This window comes from Maricurvus nonylphenolicus, assembly GCF_042854845.1.
Taxonomy (GTDB): Bacteria; Pseudomonadota; Gammaproteobacteria; order Pseudomonadales; family Cellvibrionaceae; genus Maricurvus; species Maricurvus nonylphenolicus.
This window is the reverse complement of sequence record NZ_AP031498.1, coordinates 2,226,286-2,243,386: the sequence shown is the minus strand read 5'-3', so window position 1 is coordinate 2,243,386 and position 17,101 is coordinate 2,226,286. Positions and strand designations below refer to the sequence as shown.

Below are 17,101 nucleotides of genomic sequence, written 5' to 3'. Positions count from 1 at the left end.
ACTTGAGGATCCAGCCATGAGAGCACTTTACTATCAATGCCATAGTGGTATCAGCGGTGATATGAATCTGGGTGCCCTGGTCGATCTTGGGGTGCCTGCCGAATGGCTCAAGGCTGAACTGGACAAGCTAAATATCTCTGATGAATTTACCCTAACCTTTGAGCCTGCTACCAAAATGGGAATCCATGGTACGCAGGCCAAAGTGCATCTAACCCATGTTGCACATCATCACGATCATAGCCATAGCCATAGCCATAGCCATAGCCATAGCCATAGCCATAGCCATAGCCATAGCCATAGCCACGATCATGATCACAGCCACCGGCATTACAGTACCATCAAGAAAATCATTGCTGATTCCCCTTATAACGACAGAGTAAAATCAACGGTTAGCACGCTCTTTCAATTAATTGCTGAAGCCGAATCGAAAATTCACAACCAGTCTATCGACAAGGTGCATTTCCACGAAGTGGGTGCGACGGATTCCATCATTGATATTTTTGGTGCCGCTATTGCCTTGGATTATCTAGATATTGAAGCCATTTATTGCGCAGGTATCGAACTTGGCGGGGGTCAGATCACCTGTCAACACGGCATGTTACCTGTGCCAGCTCCAGCCACGCTGGAAATCCTTAAAGGCGTGGAATGCAAAATGGATGGAGTGGATGGTGAAGCCACAACCCCTACCGGCGCAGCCATTCTTAAAGGCACAGTTAATGAATTCTCCGCCCCAGCGTCAATCAAACCACTGGCTGTCGGCTACGGCATTGGCCATAAAGACTTCGATAAACCTAATGTTATGCGCGTTACGCTCGGAGAAGTTACGACCGCCTCTCAGCTTAATACAGATAATGAAGACAGTATTGAACTTAGAGCCAATATCGACGATATGACTCCCGAAGCCTTTGAGCCGTTACTGGAGAAGCTGTTTGAGCATGGCGCCAGCGATGCCTTTCTAACCCCTATCGTAATGAAAAAAAGCCGATTGGCGCATATGCTAACGGTGCTCTGTAAAAAGTCCGACGCACAAAAGATGCTCGAGACCATTTATGATAACTCTACGACCATTGGCGTACGACTATCCGATGTACAGAAAGATGCCCTGCCTAGAAAGATAACCAATGTACCAACCACCTTCGGGGATATTGCAGTGAAAGTCGTAGAGCTTCCTTCAGGTCAGCAACGCTGGAAGGTTGAACACGATGATATAAAAAGAATAGCCAGTAAAAATGCGATTAACTATCTTCACTTACGGGATTTGATAGAACAGGAAGTAGCCGACAACCTAGTGTGAATATACGCTATAAGAGCGCATCTAATAACTACGGCAGGGATAATTTAAGTTGTCATTGGCTATTACCATCTATTAGGGAGTCCAACTCACCGAATCGCTTTCTTTCCAACCATAGCGTATCGCCTTGGCATCCACGCGCTTGGTATGTTGATCTAAATTCAGCGGCTCTTTATACAGCTGCCACTCGCCCTTGTTCAGTCGATAACCAATAGAAGCATTTTCAACTGACGTTAGTGTTAAGATTCCAGCGTCAACGCGTACTTGAGGCACAGGCGTTTCAAGCTGTTTGTCGTCCTTAAGGAAGGCCGCACGCATGTCTGCTTCCGGCATTTCTCCCAGATCCTTAACCTGACCTTGCCAATCTGAAAGAGCCTGACGCATACGTTCCAAGTCTTCTTTGTAGCTTGGGTCTTTAGCCAAGTCGTTTAGCTCATGGGGATCATTTTGAATATCAAACAAACGCTCTTTACCCGGAGCCTGGAACCACTGCTGCTGCAAGTCATTTAATTTTCCAGCAGCAAACAGCTCATGCATATCCTGCATCATATCGAGATTATCGCGATAATTTAGCTTATGGCCGCCAGGCTGTTGTGGCTGATAGCTATAGATATATTTAAAACGCTGGTCCCTTACTGCACGTTGGCGATCACGCACTTCATCAATTCTATCTCTTGTCGCATAAACATATTGTCGCGACTGTGCATCGTCTCTAAAGTCTTGCCCCGTCATTGACGCCGGAACAGTGACGCCTGCAAGTTTAAGAATGGTAGGTCCTAGATCAACAAAACTGATCAGGCGTTTTTCGATACTACCAGCTGCTGCCGAAGCGGGTTTATAGCGTTCTGGCCAACGAATAATCATCGGCACTTTGATGCCACTATCAAACAGTTCACGCTTCGCACGCGGTAGCCCATCACCATGGTCAGTCGTCCAGATCACAATGGTATTTTCCAGGATACCGTCGGCTTCCAATTCTTGTAGCAGCTGCCCTACTTTAGTATCCATTAAGGTCACATTGTTGTAGTGACGAGCAATGTCTTCACGTACTGCTTTGGTGTCTGGATAATAAGGCTCCAGCTTTATCTGCTCAGGCTTAACGGGAAAATGTTTGGGCGGAATCCCGACAAACCAGGCACGCCCTAACTGTGTCATTAAGTGAACTGCACTGTTAGGCATAGTGCCCAAGGGCGAGAAAACACCACTCTCATGGGTTTCCAGCAGATTAACAAAACCAAAGAAGGGTTTATCGCCGTTGAAATCACGCCAGTGAGCATCCTGCTCTTCCCTGTCCCAAATCGTAAAAGGCCCTGATCCCAAGGTCATACCCGAAAATTGATAATCGAGTTTACCGGTAGTGTAGGTACGGTAACCCGCTGCGCGCAATAATTCAGGAAACGCCTTCATATCAGCTGGTGGTACGGGTTTGTAACCACCCTCCGGGGCATTATTGGAGCGCATATGCTGCGCACCAAAAGCGGTTTGATGGGTGCCCATCATCAAGGCTGCACGACTGGGAGAACACACGCCTGCCGTCGTAAAGGTATTGGGAAAACGAACGCCCTCTTTGGCGAGTTGATCCAGGTGTGGCGTTACCGCCACAGAATCACCAAAGCTGCCAACCCGGGCGCTCATATCTTCGGCCATGAGCAACAATATATTAGGGCGGGATTCACTCGCAAATGCGGCAATTGAAAAGCTTGCCAATGCTATAGCGATAACGACTTTTACCATTTCTAGTACTACCTTTTTATTCTTTTACTCTGCCAGCGCAGCGTTACATCAGCTTGATCAAACTTTCCATCATCCACACCCAGGCACTGTGATACCAGGGCGCTTCGGGATCCGTCTCGGGTACTTGATACTGTTTGCGTAATGCGATTAAACGCTGCTCCAAATCATGCTGTATATCGGCGAAGGCAGCCTGACCATAGATATTATGTTGCTCTGCGGGATCAGCCTGCAGATCAAACAGCTCCCACTCATTGGCCCGGTAATAGTGAACTAACTTATAGCGCTTATCGATAATACCGTAATGACGCTCCACACCATGGAAGCCGGGGTTTTCATAGAAGTGATAATAGAGATCACGTTGCCATTCTTCCCCTTGCAATAGTGGCATCATGTTTTGTCCCTGCATGGATGGTACGGATTTAACACCTGCAGCATTTAACAGCGTGGGAGCAAAATCGATATTTTGTACCAAACTGTCACTTTCAGAGCCAGGCTTGATCTTACCTGGCCATTGAATAAGTAAAGGAACGCGTGCAGAAATATCATCGATCCAGCGCTTATCAAACCAGCCATTCTCACCCAGAAAGAAACCTTGATCGGAGGTATAGATAATAAGGGTATTTTCCGTCAGCTGTTGCTCGTCCAAATAATCCAGCAGGCGACCAATCTGGCGATCCATACTCTTTACCGACCCCATATACGTCTTGATATAGCGTTGATATTTCCAGCGGATCTCGTCCTCGCGACTCAGCTCTTGCGCTTCAAAATCTTTATTACCTGCGGTAAAGGCTTTTTCCCATAAGGCTTCCTGCTCTGGCGTTAATCTTTCCATGGGTTTACTGAGTTTGACATCCAGGTCAGTCATATAAGTTTCAATGTCCATACGCGCGCTGCGTCGGGCACTGACCTCACCTTTCATATCCCGCAACAGGGTATCGGGCTCTTCAACCTTAAGATTTTCATCCCAGGTAGCCAGTTCTTCTGGTCCAGGCAACCAATCACGGTGTGGCGACTTGTGGTTATAAATCAGTAAAAACGGTTCGTGGCTGCCTTTAACCGACGCCAACCAATCAATCGATTTATCGGTAATCAAGTCAGCCACGTAACCCGTGGATTTTTCAATGCCCTCGGCACTGCGGAAGTGAGGATTGTAGTAACTGCCCTGCTCCATCATATTGTCGATCACTTCCCAGTGATCAAAACCGACGGGATCACTGTACAGGTGCCACTTCCCTATCACCGAGGTGTGGTAACCCGCCTGCTTCAATAATTTTGGCAAAGTCACCTGATGACCATCAAACGGACCGGACCATTCGTTGCTGTAAAAGCCATTCTTATGACTATGAGCGCCAGTAAGCAAGGTTGCCCGACTTGGACCACAGATCGCATTGGCCACATAGGCACGGTTAAATTTCATGCCCTGGTTGGCAATGCGGTCAATATTGGGGGTTTGCATCAGGCTGTCGTCATAGGCACTGACCGCCTTTACGGCGTGGTCATCGGACATGATGACGACGATATTGGGACGCGGAGTATTTGCCAATACGGCGGCTGAGAACAAGCCCAGAAATCCGGCTAATAGTAACTGTCTCACCTAAACTTTCCTGATTCTTATCATTAGTGACGTCTATGATAAAGAATAGCGCCCTGGCACCACATGGAAAGACCGATCAAAATATGGAGAATTCTTCGGTAGAAAGTAAAGACCTGTTAAGCGCGGACGGATATCTGACAGTATTCAAGAGAAGCTCCCCGGCATGGGCCGGGGAGACAGAAAATCAATAGCGATTGGCGTACTCGAAACGCTCGAGCAATGTACCGCCATCAACGGTAAAGGCCATAGAAAAGCGATAGCCCTTATCGACACTGATAGGCGCCAGTGCCAGGATATCTTCTCCAGCATCCTCAGAGAACTTCAGCGTTGCATTCGCTTCCCAGCCATCACCACGGGCAATATCGCGATTATTCACCCTAACCAGCTCACAGACCTCTTGTGAATCATTATCCAGTTTAGGGAACAGACGTACGTTTGCCGGAGGCCCACCGAAGGGACTTGGTACATTTTCACAGGGTTTGGTCAGCTCCAGATTGGAATAGACAATACGACGGCCCTTGGAGCCCAGGGTAGAAACAAAACGGCCACCCTCTTCCAACTGCGGTGTTGCTTTGCCCAGGTTATAAACGCGGGTCATTTCAATCTCCCCTAAGTGTTTTGGGTAACCCTGAATATAACCGCGCGCGACAGAAAAATCTTTGGTGGTCCAGATAAAGGCACAGAAGCTCACCGGTTTACCCTTGTACTTGGCGGGAATCATAATCCCCGACTCTTTATACTGCGCCAGGATAGGATCGTCCATCTCGTGCATATCATCAGAGCAGCTTTGGTACTCTGCAAAAAACATGCTGCATGCACTGGGGTCATCGGCAGGCTCCAGTACCGGAGGCAACATCGCATTTACCGCTTCAGGATTGGCCTTGTACTTGATAACATTAAATTCACCGGAGAAATGCCAGGGCGGTGTTCCTACCAAGGTCGAATTGCCCGTTGGGGTCAGGGGTAAATAGAAACCTTTTAAAGACATAATGATTATTCCTGTTTCACTTAAGAGAAAATCTTACCGGGGTTTAATAACTGCTTGGGATCGAGAGACTGTTTGATGGTTTTCATCAGGGCGATCTCTTGTTCAGAGCGTGAATAGGACAGGAAATCTTTCTTTTCCAAACCAATACCATGCTCCGCAGAAACAGCTCCGCCAATTTTTACCAACTCCCCGTAAACCACCTCTTCGATGGCGCGGTGTTCATGGGCAGGCCCTGCCAGAATATGGAGATTCCCATCACCTAAATGTCCGAATGCCACCAGGCCTACCTCAGGAAGTTTGTCTGCCATCGTATCCGTCACTCGCTCAACGTAAGCTTCCATTTCACTCAGCGGCATACTGATATCAAACGCTGCCAGCGGCTTAAAATGCCGGGCAATACTGCCGACGTCATCGCGCATTTCCCACAATTGAGCGGCCTGCTGGCTGGTTTGCGCGATCACCGCATCTGTGACCAGCTCCTCTTCCATGACTGCGGAAAGCACTTCCATAAAATGCTCTTCGCCTTTACTTTCATGACCACTCTCTTGTTCCAACAGCACGTAGTAAGGGTAATCCACCGGTAAAAAGGCCTGATGCTTATCCAAGGTTTCCACCATCAAGCGATAGTGGTTATTCCACATCACCTCATAAGCGCTCAGCTTGCCTTCAAAATCACTGCCCAGACGGCGCAACAAGGTGACGACCTTGTCATAACTATCAAGAGCAACGAATGCGGTTTGCACACTCTTGGGTTGCGGACGCAAACGTAATACCGCACGGGTCACAATACCCAGGGTGCCTTCCGCACCAATAAACCAATGTTTAAGGTCGTAACCGGTATTGTTCTTTAGCATCTCATTCATGGAAGAAATCACCGTACCGTCGGCCAATACCACTTCCAGGCCCAACACCTGCTCGCGGGTCATGCCGTAACGAACCACACTGTTACCGCCAGCATTGGTTGAGATCATGCCACCAATCTGCGCACTGCCCCGCGCGCCAAAATCCACCGCCAATTGCCAGCCGGCTTCTTTGGCTGCTGCTTGCGCGTTTTCCAAAACCACGCCTGCCTCAACGACCATCACACCTGCTTCAGCATCAACACGCTGGATGCTGCGCATACGTTCCAGAGACACCACCACATCGCCCTCAGCACAGGTGATACCATCAACCGTGCCTGTAAGACCTCCATGGGTGACCACAGGCTGATCGTTCGCATGGCACAGCTTCATCACCGCAGACAGCTCTTCGGTATTGGCTGGGCGCACAATGGCTTTGGCAGGACAACTGCCTCTGCCCTTACTGGCATTAGGGCGAGCCGATACTTCCTCGCCCAGCAACAACCCATTGCTTCCGACTATCTCTTGTAACTGGTCAATAAAACTCATCACGGCACCACACGTTATTTGCGTTAAAACCATATTAGTCTTGCAAAAAAGTCAAAAATAGCCGATTTTTATGGATAAATAGCAAAATAGTATTGAGCATGTACGAAGCACAGCAACGGCCGGTGGCCTTCAAGGACAGCCAGTCGATAAACCTGAAACGCTACGGCAATGAACTCAGCCGGGAACACACACAGAAACCCCATTTCCACGACCTGTGTGAGATCATCGTCTTTGAAGCCGTTAACGGTGAGATCTTTTACGAAGGCAAACCCATGCCCGTACGGGCAGGCCAAATGCTGTTTCTACCGCCGGAGACCATTCACAGTATGGTGGCCCAGCCGGGGAAAACCATCGTCCATATTCTGCATTTTGAGGCCAACAGCGTAGTTCGTATCCACCCGGATTTTCACCTACCCGGCAAAGCACTACTCAGTGATATAGATACGCAGGACATGCGCTGTGTATTGGATTTACTGAACTGGTGTGGAGAACTGGAAGATGACAAACCAACAGCCAAAACCAAGGCGCTGGAAACTGTATTAAGTATTTACTTCGAACAATTACAGGGTCAATTACCGGAAATCACCCAATCAGCAAAGAATAAAGGCCAGATATTTATTGGTTTGGAAAAATATTTAAACGAGCACAACAAATTTCAATGCAGTGTCGAGGAAGCCGCCGAGCAATGCCACCTCTCCCGCTCCCATTTTATGAGTAAATTTAAACGGGCCTATGGCATGACCTTTAATCGCTTTATGGTGCAACGCAAAGTCAATGCGGCTAAGTATTTGTTACGCTCCAGCGAATTATCGATAACCGAAATCGCCCACCGCCTGGAAATGGACAACGCCTCTTACTTCACCAAAATCTTTAAAGCCGAAGTCGGATGCACGCCCAAAGCCTACACCCGACTCCATACTGAGGACTTGCTTTAAAGCTGAGACAAGAACTGCTCGGCATCCATATCCATCAGGTTAGAAGCACCTGATAACATGGTTTTCGCCAGGCTTTCTGTACGCGGTAGCAGACGCTCAAAATAGAACCCAGCGGTTTTTAACTTGGCATCGTAAAATGCTGAATCACCCTCACCGGCATCCAGCTTCTGCTGAGCCACAACAGACGCCTTGGCCCATAGATAAGCCATAACCACATAACCCGAGTACATCATATAATCGACAGATGCGGCTCCCACTTCATCCGGGTTCTTCATAGCGGCTGCACCAATCTTCGCGGTTAAGTCACCCAGTTTCTTACTGACCAAACCTACCTGCTGCGCTAAAGGATGATCAGCATTATCCTCACAGAAAGTCGCGACCTTACCCATAAAGGGTTTCATGGCTTCTCCCTGGGAGGCCAACACCTTACGGCCTAACAAATCCAGCGCCTGAACACCTGTGGTGCCTTCATAGAGCATGGAAATACGGCAATCTCGCAGGTTCTGCTCGACACCCCACTCTTTAATATAACCATGGCCACCAAAGCACTGAACCGCCAGACTAGCAGATTCAAAGCCACTTTCAGTCATAAAGGCTTTCAGAATCGGTGTCAGGTAAGACAACTCCTCATGCGCCCGCTTGGCTTTTTCCTTATCCGGACAATCATCAGAAATATCCATCAGCTGGGCACAATAAGCCACTAGTAAACGACCACCTTCTGCAATCGCTTTTTGCGTGAGCAGCATACGGCGTACATCAGGGTGCACAATAATAGGGTCTGCAGGACCATCCTGATTTTTGACGCCACTCAAGGAACGCATCTGTAGACGATCACGGGCATAACCCACAGACTTTTGTAATCCCAGCTCCGCATGACACAAGCCTTGAACACCAGTTCCAATGCGTGCCCAGTTCATCATATGGAACATGCCGCGCAACCCTTTATTGGGCTCGCCAATTAAATAACCGGTTGCCTCTTCAAAATTCATCACGCAGGTAGCTGAACCTTTGATACCCATCTTGTGCTCTAACGAACCGCAAGACACACCATTACTCTCACCATTCTCTAGCACTTTTGGTACAACAAATACCGAGATACCGCCCACACCCTCCGGCGCACCTTCAATACGTGCAAGTACGATATGGGTAATATTATCCGTAAAATCATGATCGCCGGCGGTGATGAAGATTTTGGTACCACTGATTCGGTAGCTTCCATCTTCCTGTGGTGCAGCTTTTGTACGCATCAAACCCAGATCAGTACCACAATGAGGTTCTGTCAGGCACATGGTGCCCAGGGTTTCGCCGCTGTAGATGGGCGGCAGATAGGTTTGCTGTAATTCTTTACTGCCTTCTGCTTTTAAGGTCTTCGCACCGGCAAGCCCGAAACCGATAAAACTGGCCCAAGACCAATTGGCAGAGCCTCGCATTTCAATAAGGCAAGTACTCAGGGACTGAGGCATACCCTGGCCACCAAACTCCTCTTCACCTATCAGACTTTGCCAACCCGCTTCAGCAAACTGCTTATAAGCTTCTTTAAAACCTGTGGGTGTCCTAACTTCTCCACCCTCTAGCTCGCAGCCTTCTGCATCACCGCTTTGATTCAAAGGTGCAATAACTTCTTCGGAGAATTTCGCGGTTTCTGCAACAATCGCCGTCCATACATCCCAGGTTAAGTCCTGGTACTGTGGAAATGACTGCAGGTGTGTTTCGTAATCCAATACTTCGCGGTATACGAAGTCGATATCCCGTTGTGGGGCTTTATAGTCGTACATATTCTTTCCTATAGAGAAAATACTGTTTATAGGTTCTGGGTTCTAAATCCGGAGGCAGCCGGTAACGCTCTTCTTCGCGCCCATAAGCGGCCGACAAAAGTCAGCGCTGCGGAACTCGCAAAAAACGCTCAGACAGTCCTCGCGACTACCCTGACTTTTGTCGGCCGCTTAAGCATGGGCTGATTGCTACGAACAGCGTTACCGGCTACCTCCTTACCAAGGTGCCAATTCAAATATTATTTATTTAGCCTCAGGTAGGTTTACCCAAGGATGGGGGGCGTCTATGACCAGTCAGGCTGCGCTTAAGACTTGTATTAGGGAGAGGAGCGTTTACAAGGACTGTCTGAGCGTTTTACAGCGAGTTCCGCAAGTGCGACCGCCCTAATACAAGTCTTGCAGCCGGGAATAGATGCCACCCACCCTTGGGTAAACCGGTGGGGTGGCACCAAACTAAAGAAGATAGGAACTAAGCTGGAGCAACCTCATCTACACGAGCCATCCACTCAGTAATGGCCGGATAATCCTTAACCATTTCCTGAACTTCCAGCGCATCCAGCAAACAACGGAACTGGGCAATAACGGCCAGATCGGCCAGGGTAATTTGATCACCAACCAGCCAACCACCATTTTCAACCCGTGCAGCAATAGACACCACATGACGACGTGCATCTTCAACTACCTGCTCACGGGTTTTTCGACCCAGACCTACCGCCGCCGATAACTGCTGAGATCCCATCAGAATTAAAGACATCGCCTGCTCTTCACTCAGATGCGGCGGCATAGTCGCCATCATCTTTTTCATGTTTCTACGCAGGTTATCTTCCCAAGCCAAACGCATGGTCATCTCGTAGAAGTACAGGCTCTCATCCGCCCAGTCTTCGGTGATATGCATTTGTGCTTTCAGCTTTTCGTCTGCTGGAATCAGTGCTTTCTCTGGGTATTTTTCTTCCAGATAGTAAGCGATGTCGGTGGAATCACAGACCGGGGTTTCACCGTCACGAATGGCCGGAAACTTACCGAATGGGCTGACATCTTTATATTGTGCAGCCAACGGACGTGGTACTTCCTGAATTTCGAATTCCACGCCTTTAAAGTTAAGGATACGGCGAACTTTTTCACACAGTGGTGAAGAGGAAAATTGATAAACTGTAATCATGATAGGCCCCTTAACTCAGTTTCATAGCGATGTTTTTCAGTTGCGTATACTGCTTCAAAGCAACCATTCCTTTTTCGCGACCAACGCCACTCTTCTTGTAACCACCCATGGGGTGCTCTACACCGGATTCCAGATAGTAATTCACGTAAATCTGACCTGCCTGAATCTTTCCGGCAACGCGGTGCGCGCGGCTCAGGTTTTGCGTCCATACACCGGCAGCTAAACCGTATTCAGTGTCATTGGCAATGGCGATCGCTTCTTCTTCGGTATCGAAAGGAATCAGGACGCCTACAGGGCCAAAGATTTCTTCTCGGGCAATACGCATATCGTTGTTAACATCGCCGTAGATGGTTGGCTTAACGTAGTAACCATTTTCCAAACCTTCGCCTTCGGCTTTCTCTCCACCGGTTAACAGTTTGGCACCATCTTCTTTAGCCACTTCAAAGTAGCTCAATACTTTCTCGTACTGGTCTTTGTTGGCAATGGGGCCAAGTGATGGCATGGGCTTGTCTTTACCGATGGCAAAGAACTGGGAAGCGCCTACCAGCATTTCGGAGAATTTGTCGTAGATAGAACGCTGAATCAGTACACGGCTACCCGCCAGACATACCTGGCCACTATTGCCGATAAAGCCCAGCAGTACACCCATGGTGGCGGCTTGCAGATCCGCATCTTCAAATACGATATCGGGAGACTTACCACCCAACTCCAGAGTTACCGTCATGATCTTCTCGGCAGCAATTGCGCCAATAGCCTGACCGGTACGCATGGAGCCGGTGAAGGCAACCTTGCTGATATCGCTGTGGCGAACCAGTGCATCACCTACGTCAGCTCCCAGGCCAGTGACTACGTTCCATACACCTTTAGGCAGACCACACTCGTGAGCGATCTGGGCAAATACCAGTGCGGTTACCGAGGTGTATTCACTTGGCTTGTGAACCACACAGTTACCGGCAGCCAGTGCAGGTGCAATACTGCGTGCGGTTTGGTTCAGCGGTGCATTCCACGGGGTAATCACACCTACAACACCGTAAGGCTCGTGCACGGTGTAAGAGTGCTTGTCTGGGCCGACAGGGATGGTTTCGCCCTGCAGTGATGGCGCCAGGCCTCCGTAGTATTCAAAGTAGGCTGCCGCAGTACCCAGTGCCATAGCTGCGCCACCCATAGGTGCGCCCATTTCGTCGGATTCCAGCTTGGCCAGCTTACCCATATTGTCACGCAGTTTGCGGCCCATATCGATCAGGATACGGCCACGGTCCAGTGGGCGCATATTGGCCCATTCGCTGCTGGCAGCTTTTGCAGAAGCAACGGCAGTGGCTACATCAGCTGCAGTACCTTTAGCAATTTTCGCAGCAATGCTGCCATTGGAAGGATTAATAGAGTCCAGAGTTTCACCGGACTCAGACGGTACAAACGCACCATCAATAAAATGACCATAAGTTTGTGGCATTAACATAACTCTCCCCTCTTTATGCTTCTAATGGAATACCGAAGAATTCAGCCTGATCGATAATACTCTGCAGCATAGGAATAGCGGCTTCATCCAGCAGGCTACCGTCTGGTGCTTTAATCGCACCTTTACCCTGTGCACTGGCTTCTTTAAAAAGTGCCAACATTTTCACAGAGATATCGATTTCTTCACGGGAAGGACCAAATTCTTCCTGCGCCACAGGTACCTGGCTTGGATGAATAGCCCACTTACCAACACCGCCCAGGGTTTTCACCATACGACACTCGTTGCGGTAACCGTCCATATCGGGAATTGGAGCCCAAGGGCCGTCAACAAAATCAGCACCAATGGTTTTGGCAGTCAATGCCAGGGTGCTACGCTGGTGGTACCAGATATCACCAGGATAGAAGCGAGGTTTGCCGAAGGCATCACGAATATCCACGCCCTGTGCACGGGTGTAGTCACCGATACCAAACATCAGGGATTCAACACGGTCACTGGCTTCGGCGATTTCTTTGATGTTGAGAATGCCTTCCACTTCTTCGATCAGCAGTTCAAAACCGATTTTCTTCTCGATGCCGTTTTCGGCTTCGATCAGATCCAGCATGGTTTCTACAAAGTGAACATCGCGAGCGTATTTCACTTTAGGAATTACCAGCGTATCGATATTGTTACCGGCGGCAGATACAACTTCCATCAGGTCTTCGATGGCCCAGTGAGAGTCAATACCGTTCATACGGAAACAGCGAACGGTGTCACCCCAGTCCAGTTCATTAAACGCTTTGATCACGTTCTTACGCGCTTCAGGCTTCATAGATGGCGCTACGGCATCTTCCAAATCCAGGAAGATAAAATCCACATCCATAGCAACCGCTTTTTCAATTTTCTTAACGGAGCTGCCCGGTACAGACATCATACAGCGACGACGGCGTTTAATATTCTGGCTCATAGTTTCTACCTTTATCTCTTATCTTGGCTCTTTAACTTTGTTCTTTTCTAATTCTGTTTAACCGTTTCAGGCTTAAGCAGCCTTGGCAATTAACGCAGTACGCTCACCCTGGAATACCAACTGATCACGGTGATTCACACCGTAGTGGCGGAAAGTCACCTTGCCGGATTTATCATCCACGTCTTCTTTGGACAGTACTTCGGTATAGGCATACAGCGTGTCGCCGTGCAGTACCGGTGAAGTTAATTTCAATCCGGTCATACCCTGCTCAGTAATCACGTTCTCGCCGGTATCCTGATAGGCTAAACCGATGATGATAGACATGGTGACACCGCCGTATACCAGCGAGCGATCAACGTGGGCCTGACCTTGATCAAACAGGGTTTTCATCATGTGATCGTCGAAGTGACCGGAAGCGTTATTTAGTACCATGTGACAAATGGTTACCGCATCGTTTTCAGTGACGGTTTTACCACGTGCGTGTTTGTACACTGCGCCCACTTCAAAGTTGTCGAAGTAATTGTCGTTACCCGTTAAATGACTCATTTCTAAATTCCTATCTCTTATCCGCTTAGCACTTACAAAAACAGCAAATTGGATCGTTCATACGACACAACCAGCTCGCCATTCTGGTTAAACCCTTCGGTCTTCCAGGTCACAATGGCTTGGCCTTTACGGCTTTCGGAATAACGACGCTTCAGTACCGTACTGCGTGAGGTTAAGGTATCGCCTTCATAAACAGGGCGATGGAAAACACAATCGTTAATGCTGACAAACGGGCCACGCATACTCAGATCTTCAACGCTCAAACCCAGTACCGTGTTAAATACCAGCATCGGTGCCACGACAATGCCCTTGTGGCCCTTCTCTTTGGCGTACTCAACGTTGAAGTACTGTGGGTTGTACATTTGGGTCAGGGCGCAGTACAGGCTGTTATCGCCTGCGTTAAGGGTACGGCCCCAGTGGTGATTAAATTCCTTGCCTTCTTCGAAATCGGCAATGTAATTACCCTTATCCCACAGGACGGCCTTTTCCATAAAAGGCAGTTTTTCTGACTGCTGTTCGCTCATTACTTACCTCTGCTCTTACACCCGTCCAAGGACAAGACGGATACTATTTGGATAATTAGTATTTTGTTGAGAATGGGGCTTTTGGGTCAACGGGGCTGACGATAATGACTATTTCAAGTCGCGAATTAGACAGTTTTCCAGGCGCTTAATGACACTATCAAAATGCAGGGATTGTTCATCGGTCAGGATTTGCCATACCAGGCCACGGATGGAACTCAGCATCATCACGGCAGCCTCTTCCGAGCACTGATTTTCTCTAAACTCGCCCTGGCTTATGCCTTTTTGAACTAACCGAGCCAGCGCTCTGCGAGCCCGTTGATTCAGCTCATCAATCGTTTGTTTGACAATGGGGACTGCCCCGAGAGATTCTCCCATCATCACATAGAGAACCCGGGTTTCCGAAGTACGATCGCGTAACATGCAATAGTACTCCCGAATAAAATGCCTGAGCGCTTCTTCGGCAGAAGCGATCGACATCAACGGCCTGAAGGTATCGGAATAAAGGTCATCGCAGACCTTTTCAACAACAGCCTGCAGCAGCCCCTCTTTGGAACCAAAGCGATGGGTCACCAGGCCGCCGGTATAACCTGCAGCCTTGCCTACATCGTTAAGCGTAGTTTTCGTAAATCCTTGCGACGAAAATACATCAATCGCCGCACGGATAATTTCACGTTCAGAATCAGCCTTGCGCTGCTCCTGAGTTTTACGCTGTTTTACTGCGGTAGCCATAGCGTTTTCGAACGTGAGGCCTGTTCAGATTAGGCCTTGTCCTTCAACGGCAAGTAACGCGCTAACAGATCTTTAGGCGCTTCCTCTACCTTCTTCCAGTGAGCCGCAACAATACGGTCCGGGCGAATCAGAATTGCCTGTTCATGATCAAGCGGCGTGTATTGCTGATTTGGCAGGTGTTCGATACGGATCGGGAAACCCTGCGCGCGAATAGCTTCCACCGCCTCAACCCACTCTGCTTCATTGGCACCTTCACCCAACGCCAATACATAGTCGAAGCCAAACCAATCATAAATAGACTTATTGGCAGCCTCATCGATCCACACATGCGGCAGACGACGACCAGAGCGAACAATCGGGATATATTGCTGATTCTCAATACCCAGCGCAGGCTTATGCTCGGTATCCTTCTGGAGTAAATCCGATTCCAACTCATAACCAAAAATAACGCCGGTATAACTGGCATACTGATAGAAGCTGTTTACCGCCTCTTCAAAACCTTCGCCGGCCTCATAAGCGCGATACATCGCACCTGCTGAATCAGCATTCGCCATAGCGACACGGGTACGGCGGTAAGCTTGAGGTTTCCACTCTTCTTCATAGGTATCAAGAATTGAGGCTGGAGCATGCCCTTTAATCACATAAGCCAGCTTCCATATCAGGTTATAAGCACCGGCCCAAGCGGTGTTCATGCCCATACCACCGGTAGGCGTAAAGATCTGAGCCGCATCACCCAGCAGGTACATACGCTGATCACCATACTTGGTAGACGTCTGCGCAGTGACTCGCCAGTACAGAATGCTCTGCACATTGATGTCCAGCTCGTCGCCGGCACCGGTGGTTTTCTTGATCCACTCAATGGCTTCTTCGGGGGTATAGTCGGTTTTTTCACGCGTAGGCACCTGTGCACGCCAACGGTTCTTACCATCAATAGGCTGGTACAACGCAGTAGCCTTGCCATGGCGCACAAACAACAGACCACCAATATGACCCTGGTGATAAGGCTCCAGATCGGCTTCAAACAGCACATCACGGAAATAGTGATCGCGATACTCACCTTCCATGTTTGCGCCCATCACTTCACGCACATAACTCTTGGTGCCGTCAGCACCAATCACATAATCAGCAGCAATCTCTTCCACCTCACCGGTGCTTAGATCACGGATTTTAGCTCTACAGCCATTCTCGTCCTGCACCAAATCAAACACTTCTGAGTGCTCACGCAACTCAGAAAACTCTGATTCATTAGCGGTTTTCCATAAAATGGGTTCCAGGTAGTCCTGACAACTCATTACTGGGCGCTGTGGCGTGATCTTGCGATCAACACTGTAGAACTCACGGGTATAAGCCTTGGCGATAGGCCCCTCTTTCATGGTGATGAAAACAGGGTTTTGCTGCGTCCAGGCTGCGCCCAGGCCAGTCGCCTCAATCTCATCAGCACAACCCAGTTGGCGGAATAATTCCAACGAGATAGCATCATAGAGGCGCGCACGCGGGTGGTTATCCAGGCTGGAACGTTTATCCACCATCAGAGAATCAACGCCATATTGGGACAATAATGCTGATGCGGTCATTCCCAGCGGACCACCACCAACAATTAATACTGATACTTTCTTCATGTCGCTCTACTCCAATGCCTCTGTCTGGCGATAAACTTCACCAAATTGTTACTATTTGCTTGAATAGTATTTTGGTGAAAGTGCCGCTAAAGCGTCAACGGGGGCTACGAAAATGACTATTTCAATCCACGAATAAGACTGATTACCTATTAAGAAACCCATAGGATCGCCTGAAGGTCAGAGTCCCGTTGTCCCTTCAGAAACCTTCGGAGGCAGGACGCCGACGCAGAGCGGCCATGGATGGCGAACAGCGTGTTTCTGAAGGGACAACGGGGCTCTGGCCGCCACCATTATCATTTAGAACACCTATAACTAATTGTTCTTAACTAGATTGTGGCGCTTGCGATGCGGTGTGACCTTCCAAGGCACGCTTTTCGGCATCCATGCCCGCTCTGCGTCGGCGTCCTGCCTCCGAAGGCCTTG

The 17,101-nt window shown here is 49.0% G+C and carries 14 protein-coding genes; 2 read left to right on the top strand and 12 right to left on the bottom strand.

The features are described from left to right. The first annotated feature begins 16 nt into the window (after positions 1 to 16). Entirely contained in the window at positions 17 to 1,294 is a 1,278-nt protein-coding gene (gene larC, locus ACGHZ6_RS09640; protein ID WP_390618632.1) for a nickel pincer cofactor biosynthesis protein LarC, read from the top strand. A 72-nt stretch (positions 1,295 to 1,366) separates the two neighbouring features. On the opposite strand, the gene ACGHZ6_RS09635 is transcribed toward larC, so the two are convergent. From ACGHZ6_RS09635 to ACGHZ6_RS09620, 4 genes are all read right to left on the bottom strand, one after another. Continuing rightward, on the bottom strand, positions 1,367 to 3,025 hold the full coding sequence (locus ACGHZ6_RS09635; protein WP_390618631.1) for a sulfatase: 1,659 nt from the start codon (positions 3,023 to 3,025) through the stop codon (positions 1,367 to 1,369). A gap of 43 nt (positions 3,026 to 3,068) precedes the next feature. Beyond that, complete coding sequence (locus ACGHZ6_RS09630) at positions 3,069 to 4,619, bottom strand: sulfatase (protein ID WP_390618630.1); 1,551 nt, start codon at positions 4,617 to 4,619, stop codon at positions 3,069 to 3,071. A gap of 184 nt (positions 4,620 to 4,803) precedes the next feature. Beyond that, positions 4,804 to 5,607: an acetoacetate decarboxylase family protein gene (locus ACGHZ6_RS09625; RefSeq protein ID WP_390618629.1), complete on the bottom strand. Its 804-nt coding sequence runs from the start codon at positions 5,605 to 5,607 to the stop codon at positions 4,804 to 4,806. Between the two features lie 20 nt (positions 5,608 to 5,627). Beyond that, positions 5,628 to 6,995 carry an FAD-binding oxidoreductase gene (locus tag ACGHZ6_RS09620; protein ID WP_390618628.1) on the bottom strand — a complete coding sequence of 456 codons (1,368 nt, stop codon included), beginning with the start codon at positions 6,993 to 6,995 and terminating at the stop codon, positions 5,628 to 5,630. A gap of 98 nt (positions 6,996 to 7,093) precedes the next feature. Here ACGHZ6_RS09620 and ACGHZ6_RS09615 point away from each other — a divergent pair, with 98 nt between their 5' ends. Then, positions 7,094 to 7,930 carry an AraC family transcriptional regulator gene (locus tag ACGHZ6_RS09615; RefSeq protein ID WP_390618627.1) on the top strand — a complete coding sequence of 279 codons (837 nt, stop codon included), beginning with the start codon at positions 7,094 to 7,096 and terminating at the stop codon, positions 7,928 to 7,930. Here ACGHZ6_RS09615 and ACGHZ6_RS09610 read toward each other — a convergent pair. The 8 genes from ACGHZ6_RS09610 to ACGHZ6_RS09575 all read right to left on the bottom strand — a co-directional run bounded on the left by ACGHZ6_RS09610 (position 7,927) and on the right by ACGHZ6_RS09575 (position 16,678). Then, positions 7,927 to 9,705, bottom strand: a complete 1,779-nt coding sequence (locus tag ACGHZ6_RS09610) for an acyl-CoA dehydrogenase C-terminal domain-containing protein (RefSeq protein ID WP_390618626.1) — start codon at positions 9,703 to 9,705, stop codon at positions 7,927 to 7,929. The two genes, ACGHZ6_RS09615 and ACGHZ6_RS09610, sit on opposite strands and share 4 nt — an antisense overlap. Before the next feature lie 466 nt (positions 9,706 to 10,171). After that, positions 10,172 to 10,861, bottom strand: a complete 690-nt coding sequence (locus ACGHZ6_RS09605) for a glutathione S-transferase family protein (protein WP_390618625.1) — start codon at positions 10,859 to 10,861, stop codon at positions 10,172 to 10,174. A 10-nt stretch (positions 10,862 to 10,871) separates the two neighbouring features. Further along, on the bottom strand, positions 10,872 to 12,317 hold the full coding sequence (locus tag ACGHZ6_RS09600; protein WP_390618624.1) for an aldehyde dehydrogenase family protein: 1,446 nt from the start codon (positions 12,315 to 12,317) through the stop codon (positions 10,872 to 10,874). Positions 12,318 to 12,330: 13 nt separating this feature from the next. After that, entirely contained in the window at positions 12,331 to 13,260 is a 930-nt protein-coding gene (locus tag ACGHZ6_RS09595; protein WP_390618623.1) for an HpcH/HpaI aldolase/citrate lyase family protein, read from the bottom strand. Positions 13,261 to 13,332: 72 nt separating this feature from the next. Beyond that, on the bottom strand, positions 13,333 to 13,806 hold the full coding sequence (locus tag ACGHZ6_RS09590; protein ID WP_390618622.1) for a MaoC family dehydratase: 474 nt from the start codon (positions 13,804 to 13,806) through the stop codon (positions 13,333 to 13,335). Positions 13,807 to 13,838: 32 nt separating this feature from the next. Then, positions 13,839 to 14,330 carry a MaoC family dehydratase gene (locus tag ACGHZ6_RS09585; RefSeq protein WP_390618621.1) on the bottom strand — a complete coding sequence of 164 codons (492 nt, stop codon included), beginning with the start codon at positions 14,328 to 14,330 and terminating at the stop codon, positions 13,839 to 13,841. A 108-nt stretch (positions 14,331 to 14,438) separates the two neighbouring features. Beyond that, positions 14,439 to 15,059 carry a TetR/AcrR family transcriptional regulator gene (locus ACGHZ6_RS09580; protein WP_390618620.1) on the bottom strand — a complete coding sequence of 207 codons (621 nt, stop codon included), beginning with the start codon at positions 15,057 to 15,059 and terminating at the stop codon, positions 14,439 to 14,441. A gap of 29 nt (positions 15,060 to 15,088) precedes the next feature. Continuing rightward, positions 15,089 to 16,678 carry an FAD-dependent monooxygenase gene (locus ACGHZ6_RS09575; RefSeq protein ID WP_390618619.1) on the bottom strand — a complete coding sequence of 530 codons (1,590 nt, stop codon included), beginning with the start codon at positions 16,676 to 16,678 and terminating at the stop codon, positions 15,089 to 15,091. Positions 16,679 to 17,101 lie beyond the last annotated feature (423 nt).

What these genes read in the sequence shown, in the direction of transcription:
- larC (WP_390618632.1), top strand. Translation starts at nt 17, where the DNA reads ATGAGAGCACTTTACTATCAATGCCATAGTGGTATCAGCGGTGATATG.
- ACGHZ6_RS09635 (WP_390618631.1), bottom strand. Translation starts at nt 3,025, where the DNA reads ATGGTAAAAGTCGTTATCGCTATAGCATTGGCAAGCTTTTCAATTGCC.
- ACGHZ6_RS09625 (WP_390618629.1), bottom strand. Translation starts at nt 5,607, where the DNA reads ATGTCTTTAAAAGGTTTCTATTTACCCCTGACCCCAACGGGCAATTCG.
- ACGHZ6_RS09620 (WP_390618628.1), bottom strand. Translation starts at nt 6,995, where the DNA reads ATGAGTTTTATTGACCAGTTACAAGAGATAGTCGGAAGCAATGGGTTG.
- ACGHZ6_RS09615 (WP_390618627.1), top strand. Translation starts at nt 7,094, where the DNA reads ATGTACGAAGCACAGCAACGGCCGGTGGCCTTCAAGGACAGCCAGTCG.
- ACGHZ6_RS09610 (WP_390618626.1), bottom strand. Translation starts at nt 9,705, where the DNA reads ATGTACGACTATAAAGCCCCACAACGGGATATCGACTTCGTATACCGC.
- ACGHZ6_RS09605 (WP_390618625.1), bottom strand. Translation starts at nt 10,861, where the DNA reads ATGATTACAGTTTATCAATTTTCCTCTTCACCACTGTGTGAAAAAGTT.
- ACGHZ6_RS09600 (WP_390618624.1), bottom strand. Translation starts at nt 12,317, where the DNA reads ATGTTAATGCCACAAACTTATGGTCATTTTATTGATGGTGCGTTTGTA.
- ACGHZ6_RS09595 (WP_390618623.1), bottom strand. Translation starts at nt 13,260, where the DNA reads ATGAGCCAGAATATTAAACGCCGTCGTCGCTGTATGATGTCTGTACCG.
- ACGHZ6_RS09590 (WP_390618622.1), bottom strand. Translation starts at nt 13,806, where the DNA reads ATGAGTCATTTAACGGGTAACGACAATTACTTCGACAACTTTGAAGTG.
- ACGHZ6_RS09585 (WP_390618621.1), bottom strand. Translation starts at nt 14,330, where the DNA reads ATGAGCGAACAGCAGTCAGAAAAACTGCCTTTTATGGAAAAGGCCGTC.
- ACGHZ6_RS09580 (WP_390618620.1), bottom strand. Translation starts at nt 15,059, where the DNA reads ATGGCTACCGCAGTAAAACAGCGTAAAACTCAGGAGCAGCGCAAGGCT.
- ACGHZ6_RS09575 (WP_390618619.1), bottom strand. Translation starts at nt 16,678, where the DNA reads ATGAAGAAAGTATCAGTATTAATTGTTGGTGGTGGTCCGCTGGGAATG.